General features: G+C 44.5%; 10 protein-coding genes. 5 read left to right on the forward strand and 5 right to left on the reverse strand.

Features of this window, described 5'->3' with window-relative positions; all coding sequences use genetic code 11:
- Positions 1-116 precede the first annotated feature (116 nt).
- Together waaA and CWC29_RS13095 are read left to right on the forward strand one after the other, a co-directional pair.
- The gene (gene waaA, locus CWC29_RS13090) at positions 117-1,385 is read left to right on the forward strand and encodes a lipid IV(A) 3-deoxy-D-manno-octulosonic acid transferase (RefSeq protein WP_138524144.1); all 1,269 of its coding nucleotides are present in this window, start codon (positions 117-119) and stop codon (positions 1,383-1,385) included.
- 3 nt (positions 1,386-1,388) lie between these two features.
- Positions 1,389-1,931 (forward strand): DUF1415 domain-containing protein, encoded by a 543-nt coding sequence (locus tag CWC29_RS13095; protein ID WP_128726797.1) that lies wholly within the window; start codon positions 1,389-1,391, stop codon positions 1,929-1,931.
- A gap of 47 nt (positions 1,932-1,978) precedes the next feature.
- Here CWC29_RS13095 and CWC29_RS13100 read toward each other — a convergent pair whose 3' ends face one another.
- The 4 genes from CWC29_RS13100 to purL form a co-directional block, all read right to left on the reverse strand.
- A complete protein-coding gene (locus tag CWC29_RS13100) occupies positions 1,979-2,299 on the reverse strand; it encodes a YdbL family protein (protein ID WP_128726798.1) in 321 nt (106 codons plus the stop codon).
- A 9-nt stretch (positions 2,300-2,308) separates the two neighbouring features.
- The gene (locus CWC29_RS13105; protein WP_010374602.1) at positions 2,309-2,488 is read right to left on the reverse strand and encodes a YnbE family lipoprotein; all 180 of its coding nucleotides are present in this window, start codon (positions 2,486-2,488) and stop codon (positions 2,309-2,311) included.
- A 3-nt stretch (positions 2,489-2,491) separates the two neighbouring features.
- The gene (locus CWC29_RS13110; RefSeq protein WP_138524142.1) at positions 2,492-5,044 is read right to left on the reverse strand and encodes an intermembrane phospholipid transport protein YdbH family protein; all 2,553 of its coding nucleotides are present in this window, start codon (positions 5,042-5,044) and stop codon (positions 2,492-2,494) included.
- A gap of 111 nt (positions 5,045-5,155) precedes the next feature.
- Positions 5,156-9,040 (reverse strand): phosphoribosylformylglycinamidine synthase, encoded by a 3,885-nt coding sequence (gene purL, locus CWC29_RS13115; protein ID WP_138524141.1) that lies wholly within the window; start codon positions 9,038-9,040, stop codon positions 5,156-5,158.
- A 201-nt stretch (positions 9,041-9,241) separates the two neighbouring features.
- On the opposite strand from purL, the gene mltF reads away from it, so the two are divergent.
- Together mltF and CWC29_RS13125 are read left to right on the forward strand one after the other, a co-directional pair.
- Positions 9,242-10,672, forward strand: a complete 1,431-nt coding sequence (gene mltF / locus CWC29_RS13120; RefSeq protein WP_128726801.1) for a membrane-bound lytic murein transglycosylase MltF — start codon at positions 9,242-9,244, stop codon at positions 10,670-10,672.
- 127 nt (positions 10,673-10,799) lie between these two features.
- Positions 10,800-10,982 carry a hypothetical protein gene (locus CWC29_RS13125; RefSeq protein ID WP_128726802.1) on the forward strand — a complete coding sequence of 61 codons (183 nt, stop codon included), beginning with the start codon at positions 10,800-10,802 and terminating at the stop codon, positions 10,980-10,982.
- Here CWC29_RS13125 and tadA read toward each other — a convergent pair.
- Positions 10,979-11,479, reverse strand: coding sequence for a tRNA adenosine(34) deaminase TadA (gene tadA, locus CWC29_RS13130; RefSeq protein WP_138524139.1), 501 nt, complete (start codon positions 11,477-11,479; stop codon positions 10,979-10,981). The two genes, CWC29_RS13125 and tadA, sit on opposite strands and share 4 nt — an antisense overlap.
- Before the next feature lie 259 nt (positions 11,480-11,738).
- On the opposite strand from tadA, the gene CWC29_RS13135 reads away from it, so the two are divergent.
- Positions 11,739-13,043, forward strand: a complete 1,305-nt coding sequence (locus CWC29_RS13135; protein WP_128726804.1) for an inosine/guanosine kinase — start codon at positions 11,739-11,741, stop codon at positions 13,041-13,043.
- The last annotated feature ends 78 nt before the right edge of the window (positions 13,044-13,121 follow it).

Genomic DNA, 13,121 nt, shown 5'->3' on the forward strand with positions numbered 1-13,121 from the left:
AATACTACCAAACCAAAAGCCCATAGGCATCTGTTGAACTGTGTAAAATTGTGTTGTTCATTCAATTTCGCCCAGGAACAAGGTAAAATACTGATTTTTGAGCTTAAGCGACTCCTATGGCGCGCCGACTATATTCCTTATTGTTGCTAGTATTAGCACCTATTTTATTGAGTTATCTGTATTTTATTAGAGGTAGGAAAAACCCTGACTATCGAGCTTATTTTACAGAGCGTTTAGGCTTTAATCTAAACAAGCTGCCGCCACATGCTGTTGTGATCCATTGCGCCTCTGTTGGTGAAGTGCTTGCAGCCACACCTCTCATAAAATCAGTACTTAAAGAACAAGCTGCTGCTCCAATCATTGTCACTTGTAACACCCCAACAGGTAGAGAAGAGATAACAAAAGCTTTTCACAGCAATATACAAGTACATGTCTGTTATTTACCTATAGATTTTGCTTTTGCGGTCAGAAAATTTTTCAATACCTTGAAGCCCAAACTCCTTATTGTGATGGAAACTGAGCTGTGGCCTAATCTTTTTCATTATGCCAAACAAAACCAATGTAAAACCTTGGTAGTCAATGCCAGACTCTCTGAAAAGTCATACCAAGGTTATAAAAAGCACGCTTGGTTAACGAAAGACTTAATGCACAACATAGATCTGCTTGCAGCCCATAATGAAGAAGACGGCGAGCGTTTTATCAAGCTTGGGCTTGTTCAATCTAAACTTCACATTACCGGCTCAATCAAGTTTGATATTTCAGTCACTGGAGAAGAAACTGCAAAGGCAAAACAGTTTCAAGCAAATTACCCCGAGCGGTTAATTTGGCTTGCTGGATCTACGCACCCTAAGGAGCATGAACAAGTCATCGCTGCACATCAGCGAGTATTAAAGCAAGTAAGTAATGCGTTACTCATTATCGCGCCTCGTCATCCCGAGCAGTTTCAAGCAGTTGCTGACCACCTCAGTGAGCAAGAGATCGCTTTTACCAGAAAGAGCAGCGACAACATAAACACAGAAGCCTCGGTCTTGTTAGCGGATACTTTAGGGGAATTAAAGTGGCTATTTGGCAGTGCCGATATCGCCTATATTGGTGGTAGCTTGATTGAGCGCGGCGGTCATAACCCGCTAGAAGCGGCGGCTCACGGCGTACCTATTTTAACTGGCCCACATACCTATAATTTTGCGCATATATACCCTCAACTTATCGCGCAACAAGGTGCCATCATAATCGATGATGAGGACAAGCTTGCCGCTCAAATTATTACGCTATTTGAAAATAAATCGCTTCGAATGCAAATCGGTGCTAACGCTCAATCGGTACTAGTTGAAAATACCGGGGCTATTGCTAAAACCATGAAACTAATCAATAAGAGCTTGGAATAATTCATGAATACAGTCATCTCTACAATGCAAAACTGGGTTAGCCAAGTCATTGTAAAATACAACTTTTGCCCGTTTGCTCGACAGGAAGTTGAAAGTAACAGCATTCATTATTTCGTGTCTCAAGCGATAAGCCACGACGATGCCGTGATGGATATGTTAGAGCAGTGCTCAGAGTTAAACCATGAGCCAGAGCGAGAAACAACACTAGTTATATTTGATAAGGGTTTTAGCAATTTTGACGACTTTTTGGATCTCGTCGACCTAGCAAACGCTTTATTAGTCGCGCAAGGGTTTGAAGGCACTTATCAAATTGCTACGTTTCACCCAGATTATGTGTTTGCTGATAGCGATGAGCATGATGCGGCAAATTACACTAACCGAGCACCATATCCTACACTCCACTTGATCCGCGAAGAAAGCATGGCTCAAGCATTAGCTGAATATGACGACCCGGAGCAGATCCCGGAAAATAATATTCGTCTGGCAAGACGAAAAGGGGAAGCGTTTTGGCAGCATTTGCTTCAGCAATGCCACAAGCCTAAATAGTCAAAAGGCTGGTTTAGCCAGCCTTTTCTTGTAAGATTTTGGAAGTATTACTTTTTCACCCAGCTGCCATTTACTTGAATATAATGACCTGATTGCGTTTTGTTATACGCTTTTTTAGCCGCTAAAGCCTCTACTTGCTCAAGCGTGATCCCGTTCTTTTTCGCTAATTGCTGGTATTTCTGTTTGCGCTTTTCATTCACTTCATCAACTAGCTGCTGTACGCCTTGACCACTTTTTACTACACCAAGATAGCCTGATGTAGTCTCACCAACCAAACCCTGTGATTTAGCATCGTCAATAGAAATTGCGAATGCGGCGAAGCTCATACTGAGCCCAATTATTAGGGTAGAGATTGCTTTAAGCTTCATAAATCCTCCTTAGAATAGCTCACTGTCTTCGCTGAATAAGTTGTCGAGTTCTTTATCCACCTTCACGCGGATCTCGTGATCTACTTTTACATTTAAGTTGATCGTTATGGGCTCTTTGGTTTCCACTTGCACCTTATGAGTACAAGCACTCAACACCAATAAAGCTGATATCACTAGCATCCATTTCATTCACTAACGCTCCTCTTTATTTAACGCATTTTCCACTTCGCGCGTGATCTCGTCGCTCAAGCGTAGGGCTCGTAATAAGGTAAACACATTTTCTGAGTGTGTATAGTTAAAGTTTACTGGTTGTTGTTGGAGTTTGTTAATTCCTGTAATTTTAACATCTAAGTCCAACCAGCCGTCTTCATTTAAATTTACGCCACTACTCAATTGCTCAATGGTCAACTCGTCAAGTACACCAATCACCGTTTGTAAGCTAGGTTGCTGCTCTTTTAACGCATTAATTGATGCATTGTTTTCAACCTTTAACAGCCCTTCACCAACATTATGGATATGACCAGATTCAATACGTACCCCAGATGAAGACACTTGTACTGGTAACTTGCCTGAGATCAGCCCTCTCAGCTCAACGCCTGCATCATGCCCAGAGGCGGCAATAAGATCTAAACTCAGTTTATCTAGCGATACTCGAACGACCTGCGGCGTTGGGACCAAACTAACTTCATCAACCCCCACGTTACCGGCAAAAACTTGTGCGTTAATATCTTTTAGTTTAGCCACGCCTGCTTCGCTGAGCAGTTGGCCTGTTATTGCTTGAACGATAACACCAGCTCTCAACTCTTCAACGCTCAGTGTGGTTGGCTTGAGTTGAATATCTGCTGAACTTAATAGACCAAAGACATCAATCGTTGCATTTTGAATAAGCCGTTCATTAAATAACGCAGATCCATTTTGAACGCTCCCGTCTAAGGTAAATATGCGCGTGGATAAATCCCCTTCGAGTATTGCATAGAAGTTACCATGGGTAACTTTTAAGTTCGGTAAAAGCGCGTCAATATATGGCTGAAGTTGAGTGAGCTGCTGCTTGGGCACGTGTAATTGTGCTGGATGTTTTAAGCTTGAATATTGATGCTCAAGCAACACCTTTACACCATCAATATTAATCACATGTGACGCCATCAATCCACGGCTTTGCTGCCCTTTGCTATCAATGCTTACGTTTTTCAAACTGAAATCGGCTAAGTTAACTTCTGCTACCTTGGTATCGCCAGACAGGGTTGAAAAGATTTCTCCTGTCGCGACTGAGCCTTGCCAGTGGAGCGTCTGCGCTAACTCATTTAGTTTGTAATTCTGCTGTTGTATTTGTGTACTGGTTAAGGTGAGGTTGATATCAAAATCGTGTGTAGGCTCAAGCACAACTCGCCCGCTCAACGCACTCTGTTTTGCTGTCACATTCTCAACACTCAGGTTTTGCAGTGTTGAATCAAGCGTTATCGCAAAACTCATTCCTTCAGGTAAGACTCTGTGTAGTAAATGCCCACTTTTGAGTTTTGGCACATCTAGCTGCGCATGTAAGTCAAGCGTCAAAGATGGATTATCAATCACCAAATCTGATGTCGATAACTGGGTTGAGAATATGCTCGGCTGAGCCTCAACTGTAATTAGCTCGGTTGGATCACCCAATATTTTGAAGCGGCTATTGAGCTCAAGGTTCTCAGCAATAACATCTTGCAGTGTAAGCTTTTGAAGGTCACTTGTGATTTCCCCGCTCATATCAACAAAATTTGGCCGCGCACTAAGCGCTCCCGCCAGTGTATGCGCGCCCCACTTTTCATCGGCAAATTCAAGGCGAATATCACCATTGACGAAAGGCTCAGTTAAGTCGACTGCCAACTCGTTCACTTCAAGCTGTAACGGTTTATCTTTACCTGTCACTTCAAGTAAATCTGTCGCGATTGAATCGGCAGAAATAGTAATTTCACTCGGTAAACGGAGCTGCCAAGTGGTCGGTAACAGTTTGTTATATTCAGAAGTAAGACAATTAAGCGTTGATTTCGCTGAAATCGGCTCGGCAAGTGCTATCTTCCCCTGCTGCGAGGCTAAATCATACCGCCCTGACACAGCACCAATATACGCAGCACTACCTTTACACTCATCCTGTTCGAGCGCCACTAAAGTCTCAAGTTCTAGCTCTGCGTCCATAGCTAGACCATCGAATTCAAGTTTGCTAGTTCCTGAAAGGGCTTGGATCTGAGGAGGTAACAAAGCACTGAGGTACTTGCCACTTAGGTCAATATTTGCAGCAATACGCTCTGGCTGCAACGTAACTTCTGCAGCAATGTCACCTGAAACTACAAATTGATTCAGTTCGGACTCCGAAATCGACACAACTAATGGCTTTGGTAATGGCTCGCCAGAAATAGACAGCTCAGCAACATGCATTTTGGGTCTGGTGATGTCGAGTGGCAACGCAAGGCGCTGTGGTTTAGTTGCACCTGACTTTTTGGGCGGAAGAAGTTGCATGTCCGCTTTTTCAATATTGACTTGTTGCATGCTGAGTTGTGCGTCATAAAGCTGGGCATTAAACGCATCTGTCTGCACACATGCTTTTGTAATATGGATACGATTGAAGCTCGACAAACGCCAGTCAAGACAACTGATCTGAAGTTCATTAACTGGTATAAAATGTTTAATGGCCCAGAGCGACAAAGGAACTCTGGCAAAGTAAACACCCACTAAAACACTGAGTATCAACACTAAGCTCCAAAGCCATTTTTTCATTCGTATCCCTAAAACATGATTGCTATTTCCCTTTCAGTGTACCCGATAGATAATTATCGAGCCATGAATAAAAAAGGCCACCGAAGTGACCTTTTTCAAATATATGTCGTGTTAGCCTACTAGCTTACGCGCATTGCGGAACATACGCATCCAAGGGCTATCTTCTTGCCACTCATCAGGGTGCCAAGAGTTTGCTACTGCTCTGAATACACGCTCAGGATGCGGCATCATCACAGTTGCACGGCCGTCTGTTGACGTCATGCCCGTAATACCAGCAGGAGAGCCATTCGGGTTAGCTGGGTACTGAGTGGTTGGATCACCGTAGTTATCAACAAACTTCACAGCAACTGAACCTGAATTCAGTGCAGTTTGTACCGCTGCTTCACTTGCAAACTCAGCATGACCTTCACCATGTGATACCGCGATTGGCATACGAGAGCCAGCCATACCATCAAAGAAGATTGACGGGCTTTGCTGTACTTCAACTAAGCTGAAACGCGCTTCAAAACGCTCTGACTTGTTCGTAACAAAACGTGGCCAGTTTTCCGTGCCAGGGATCAGCTCTTTTAATGTAGAAAGCATCTGACAACCATTACACACACCTAAGCTGAAGGTATCTTGGCGTTGGAAGAAACCTTGGAATTGCTCACGTGCTGAGTCATGGAATAGGATTGATTTAGCCCAGCCTTCACCAGCACCTAAAACGTCACCGTATGAGAAGCCACCACATGCCACTAGGCCTTTGAATTGCTCTAGCGTTAAGCGACCTTCAAGGATGTCACTCATATGTACGTCAATTGCCGCAAAGCCAGCACGGTTAAACGCTGCTGCCATTTCAATATGTGAGTTAACACCCTGTTCACGTAAGATAGCAACTTGCGGCTTCACCCCTTTTGCAATGTAAGGCGCTGCGATATCTTCGTTTAGATCAAAGCTTAGTTTAACGTTTAGGCCCGGATCTTTGTCATCGAACTTAGCATCAAACTCTTGCTTCGCGCAATCTGGGTTATCACGTAGTGCTTGCATCTGGTAAGTTGTCTCAGCCCAGATAGTGCGAAGCTCTGTGCGAGTATTTTCAAGTACTGCCTGACCGCCACGAGTAAAGATAACCTTGTCTTCACTGTTTAGCGTACCGATGCGATGTGCAATATCAGCAATACCGTGCTCAGCAAACACCGCTTCAACCGCAGCGATATCGTCATTGCGAACTTGCAATACTGCGCCAAGCTCTTCATTGAATAGCACTTCTAAGTCTGTACCTTGCAGCGCATCTAATTCAATGCTCACACCTGTGTGGCCTGCGAACGCCATTTCCGCAGCAGTGGTGAATAGACCACCGTCAGAGCGGTCGTGGTAAGCGATAAGCTTGCCAGACTCAACTAATGCTTGTACCGCATTGTAGAAGCCTTTTAACAGCTCAGGGCTGTCAACATCAGGTGTCTTGTCGCCAAGTTGCTTATACACTTGCGCTAAGCTTGACGCGCCAAGACGGTTTTGACCAGCACCTAAGTCAAGTAAGAATAGGCTGGTTTCACCCTTGTCTGTACGAAGCTCAGGCGTGACTGTTTTGCGAATATCTTCAACACGACCAAATGCAGTGATGATAAGTGATAATGGCGCAGTCACTGACTTTTCTTCGCCATTCTCATCCCACTGAGTCTTCATCGACATTGAGTCTTTACCAACTGGGATTGTAAGGCCTAATGCCGGACATAATTCTTCACCAACCGCTTTAACCGCTTCGTAAAGACCTGCATCTTCACCTGGGTGACCCGCAGCCGCCATCCAGTTTGCAGAAAGCTTAATGTTGTTGAGGCTACCGATATTAGCACCAGCGATATTAGTTAACGCTTCTGCTACTGCTAGACGAGCCGATGCTCCATAGTTAAGCAGTGCCGCTGGGGTACGCTCACCCATCGACATCGCTTCACCGTGGTAAGTATCGTAAGTTGCCGCCGTTACCGCACAGTTAGCGACTGGTACTTGCCAAGGGCCAACCATTTGGTCACGTGCGACCAAACCTGTTACGGTTCTGTCACCAATCGTGATAAGGAATGTTTTCTCAGCAATCGTTGGTAGGCGAAGTAAACGCTTAGCTGCATCTTCAAGCTCAATACCAGCAGTATCTAATGCTGTACCTACTACACGCTTTGACTCAACGTCACGATGCATTTTTGGTGGCTTGCCAAGTAATACGTCTAGTGGCAGGTCCACAGGATTATTATCAAAGTGGCTATCAGCGACTGTTAGGTGACGCTCTTCTGTCGCTTCACCAATTACTGCATATTGTGCGCGCTCACGCTTACAAATTGCTTCAAAGCGAGCAAAGTCTTCAGCTGCAACTGCCAATACATAACGCTCTTGCGACTCGTTACACCAGATTTCGTGTGGTGCCATGCCTGGTTCATCGTTCGGGATGTTACGCAGCTGGAATTTACCACCACGGCCACCGTCGTCGACAAGCTCAGGAAATGCATTTGATAAACCACCCGCGCCCACATCGTGAATAAACGCAATTGGGTTATCATCACCAAGCTGCCAACATTTGTCGATCACTTCCTGACAACGACGTTCCATTTCAGGGTTTTCACGCTGAACAGAAGCAAAGTCTAAATCTTCGTTTGATTGGCCAGATGCCATTGATGAAGCAGCCCCACCGCCAAGCCCGATGTTCATTGCAGGACCACCAAGTGCGATTAGCTTAGCACCTACAGGGATTGAGCCTTTTTGCACGTGATCTTCACGGATGTTACCTAAACCACCAGCGATCATGATTGGCTTGTGGTAACCACGTACTTCAGCGCCATTATGGCTTTCTACTTTTTCTTCGTAAGTTCGGAAGTAACCCAATAGATTTGGACGACCAAATTCGTTGTTAAATGCAGCGCCACCAAGTGGGCCATCAAGCATGATGTCTAGTGCATTAACAATGCGCCCTGGTTTACCAAAGTTAGTTTCCCAAGGTTGCTCAAAACCAGGAATACGAAGGTTAGAAACCGTGAAGCCAACTAAACCCGCTTTTGGCTTAGAACCACGACCGGTTGCACCTTCATCGCGGATCTCACCACCTGAACCTGTTGATGCGCCAGAAAATGGGGCAATCGCCGTTGGGTGGTTGTGCGTTTCCACTTTCATAAGAATGTGGATATCTTCCTCGTGGTAAGCGTATTCGCCGTCAGTATTTGGGAAGAAACGACCCGCTTTAGAGCCGGTCATTACCGCGGCGTTATCTTTATACGCCGAAAGTACGTTGTCGCTATTGGTTTCGTAGGTGTTTTTAATCATTTTAAACAGCGACTTAGGCTGTTCTACACCATCGATAGTCCAATCAGCGTTGAAAATTTTGTGACGACAGTGTTCAGAGTTTGCTTGAGCGAACATGAACAGTTCGATGTCATTAGGGTTACGGCCAAGCTTTTCAAAGCTTTCTACCAAGTAGTCGATTTCGTCATCAGCAAGTGCAAAGCCTTGCTCAACGTTCGCAACCGCGAGTGCTTCACGGCCACCGCCAAGAATATCCACTGAAGACATTGGGCGGGGCGTTTCCGTGCGGAATAATTTAGCTGCATCATCAAGCTCTGCATGAACAGATTCGGTCATGCGGTCATGAAGTAACTGTGCAACTTCTTCGAACTGAGCTTGTGTTAGTTCACCCTCAACATAATAAGCAATACCACGCTCAACACGGTGTACTTGCGTAAGACCACAGTTGTTTGCAATATCTGTCGCTTTAGAAGCCCAAGGAGAGATAGTTCCGATCCTTGGTGTTACCAAGATCAGTTTGCCCTCTGGCGTGTGCTCCGTAATAGTTGGTCCATACTTTAACAGGCTGTTGAGCTTAGTTAACTCAGCCTCTGAAAGCTCAGCCGTTAAGTCAGCAAAATGCATGAACTCGGCATAAACATTGGTAACTGGTAATTGAGCTGCAGCGCAGGTTTTAAGGATCTTTTGGACTTTGAAATCTGAAAGTGCAGGTGCACCACGTAGGATTAACATAGGTATTTTCATCCGGGGTTAAGGATTGAACGATATCTTTGGGCGCTCATTATAGTGGAAATAGCGCGCGGAATTAACACTAATTTGTCAAAACTAGAAAATATCATGCAAATCTATCATTACCTTAAGTTAATTCGGCTTTTGCAATTATGATTTTGCTGCGGTAAGTTGAGATTTCAAGCGCAAAAGAGAACCTAGGTCATGTTTAAATACGTCTTTATGTGCTTTGTTGCCATCTGTTTAGTTGGGTGCGACAAAGCCCCTCTTAATCAGTTGCAACATGTAAAACAAAATAAGGTATTACGTGTTGGCACGCTTGCGGGCCCGGGAAACTACTATCAAGGTACTACTGGAGAACAAGGGTTTGAATATGAACTGGCGAGTGAATTTGCCAATGAGCTTGGTGTTGAATTACACATCGTTCCTTACTTTAATCTAGATGAGTTATTTGCACGGCTAGATGCCGGAGACCTAGATATCGTTGCCTCCGCGGTGAGCTTTCACCCATCAAGAACAGCGAAATATCGTTTTGGCCCAACGTATAGAATGATCAGTCAAAAGCTCGTGTACAAACAAGGCAGAGAGTGGCCAAGAGACTTTGATGATATTAAAGCGCCAATTACAGTACTTGCACACAGCAATCATGTTATCGCGCTTGAAGAGGCTAAAACAAGCCATCCTCATTTGAGTTGGGAGGTTGTCTCAGATAAAGGTGAGGAAGAGCTGCTGCAGGCTATCATTGATGGAGAGATTGACTACACTATTACAGACTCACATTCACTGGCCCTATTTAGGCGCTACCACCCGACCGTCAGTATTGCGTTTTCAGTTACAAAAGATGAACATGTGGCGTGGATGATGCGTAACGAAAAAGACGATTCGTTATATGCATTGCTACCTGCATTTTTCGCTCGAGTACAACAAAACAACTTTCTGGCTACGCTTGAAGAGAAGTATTTTGGTCATATCGAAGAGTTTAATTATGTAAACACCTTAGCGTTTGTCGAAGCTGTACATAGCACCCTACCAACCTATCTCAAGTGGTTTAAAAGTTATTCGAAACAGCACAATATCGATTGGCGTCTACTTGCTGCGGTCAGCTATCAAGAATCGATGTGGGATCCCAGAGCTAAGTCTCCTACAGGGGTCCGCGGTATCATGATGTTAACGCAACCCACAGCTAAAAGAGTTGGCGTGACAAATCGTCTCAATGCCCAGCAAAATATTGAAGGTGGCGCCAAATACCTACGTATTTTATTTGACCGTATGCCTGAAGAAATACAGCAGCCCGATAGTACTTGGCTTGCCCTTGCTTCTTACAATGTGGGCTGGGGACATGTGCGAGATGCGCGTAGCATTACTGCAGATCAAGGAGGCGATCCGAATAACTGGGCAGACGTTAAAAAACGACTACCACTACTTACTAAAAAGCGCTACTATCGAAATACAAGATATGGATATGCTCGTGGTGATGTCGCGGTAACGTATGTAGATAATATCCGCCGCTATTATGATGCACTTGTGTGGTTGGAAGATAACGGTGCACTCCTACCTGACAGCAGTAAAGCCTCTTCGCAAACGACTCCTGTTGATAATCCAGACAAAGTCAGAGAAGTCGAAAAGCAACAGTAATTAATATTTACTAAGCTGGCTTGATAAATGCTTCAAAAGGTCATAAATCTGTCACAAGCATAGCGTATTTATACTAAATTAATATCTGGGGAGTTTCCCCAACTAATCTCTCACATTCGGAGGTTCTATGTTGAGAAGACGTCGGAATCATCAATTTAAACGTAACACTAAGTACACGTCGCCAAATCGTCGCCGTGTAATGATGAAAAATGCACATCGCAAAATGCTCCTGCGCCATCGTATTTTTGCGCTAATCCAAATGGAAGAGCAAAGGGATGCAAAAGCAGCCACAGCGGTAGTACAGCCCTAAGTACTACCGTTTTTCAATTTTTTTGCCGCTTTAATCTCTTGGCGTCTGCGCTTAAAAAATGCAGACAGCTTTTCGCCACATACTTCACTCAATACGCCCGATGTAACTTCTAATTGGTGGTTGAGCTTTTCATGCTGTAACAGGTTCATTATCGAACCAGCAGCGCCCGTTTTTGCGTCAGATGCCCCAAACACCACTCTGCTTAAGCGACTATGGACCAGTAAACCGGCACACATAGGACATGGCTCAAGCGTCACATATAAAGTGCAATCTATCAGCCGATAATTTTCAACGACTTTGCCAGCTTCTCGAATGGCAATCATTTCAGCGTGAGCCGAAGGATCATGACAGGTAATCGAACGGTTCCAACCCGCAGCTATCATTTCACCATCTTTCACTACAACAGCGCCGACAGGAATTTCGTTTTCGGCTTCAGCTTTGTCAGCAAAAGCTAACGCCACTTTCATCCAATATTGATCATCTTTTACTTCTGACATGGTAATTTTATTATCTTCCTCATCTAAAATGGAGTATATCACCTCCAGCAGAGCTCTGGTTAAGCTGCTATTCTTAAATAATCATAGTCACCAATACAGCTGCTTTTATAAGCAAACTCAGGATGTTACCAACATCTTTTTAATATTTTGCGGACATTATTGATAATTTTCGCAATTTTGCCGTGGCTCACAGGGTTGGATTTACGCTATAATTCGCCGCTTTTTTTATTTCGTAAGCTCAAAAACACACGGGTAGAATATGAAATTTCCGGGACGCCGTAGGCATAAACACTATTTTCCGGTGGAAGATAAAGATCCGCTTATTAACCAGTTACACGCTGATGATCGGCTAAAAAGGAGCTATATCTGTGGTATAGATCAAATCGTCGTTGATATCGAAGCGAAAGTGGATCAAGCTTTTCTTGATGAGTTCCACTTACAGCGTGGTATGTCACAAGTGATAGACAATGATGTCACCAACGCCCTTTATGATAGGCTAAAACGTGATGACATGATCGACTATGAATTTGCCGGCGGTACCATAGGTAACACCATGCACAACTATTCGGTGCTAGCAGATGATCGCTCAGTCCTACTTGGGGTGATGAGTGAAAACATAAAGATTGGCAGCTACGCCTATAAATTTTTATGTAACACCTCAAGCCGAGTGGATCTGGACTACTTGCAGCCAGTTGATGGTCCCATTGGTCGTTGCTTTACACTTATTGATGACAGTGGTGAGCGTACTTTTGCTATCAGCGCAGGATTAATGAACCACCTACGTCCTGAGTCTATTTGCCAAACGCTTATCGAAGAGTCCTCGGCATTAGTGATCAGCGCTTACTTGATGCGTACGAGTGGCGACGAAACCATGACACAAGCGACGATGCAGGCGGTTGAGTATGCCAATAATGCTGGCGTACCCGTTGTATTAACACTTGGCACTAAGTTCTTAATTGAACAAGACCCAAAATGGTGGGCTGACTTCGTTGCTAAACATGTTGATATCCTTGCGATGAACGAAGAAGAAGGGGAAGCGATAACAGGCTTTAGCGATCCACTTCTCGCCGCGGATAAAGCATTGGACTGGGTTGATATGGTCATTTGTACTGCGGGCCCCAAGGGGCTATTTATGGCGGGTTATGTTGATGACTGCTGCAAGCGTGTGACTGAATACCCATTGCTGCCTGGTGCTATTCCTGAATTTAATCGCTACGAATTCTCACGCGCAATGAAAAAAGCCCAGTGTGAGAACCCTATCAGAGCATACAGCCATACCGCTCCTTATATGGGTGGACCAGACATCATCAAGAATACTAATGGTGCAGGTGACTGCGCTCTTGCCGCTGTTCTGCATGATATTTGTGCCAATGAATACCATAAGCTGAATGTACCAAACTCAGCAAAACATGAACAAAGTGCAATTACTTATTCATCGCTGGCACAGATAAGTAAATATGCAAACCGTGCAAGCTATGAGGTACTCGTTCAGCATTCACCTAGGCTATCTAGAGGCCTACCTGAGCGTGAAGACTCACTAGAGCAATCATACTGGGAACAATAACGCTCCTTAGACCGTTTAAGATTGGTAAAAATAGCGACTTCGGTCGCTATTTTTATGTTCTATAACTTGGCTGGTATA

Origin of the sequence: Pseudoalteromonas galatheae, from assembly GCF_005886105.2 — a bacterium.
Classification (GTDB): Bacteria; Pseudomonadota; Gammaproteobacteria; order Enterobacterales; family Alteromonadaceae; genus Pseudoalteromonas; species Pseudoalteromonas galatheae.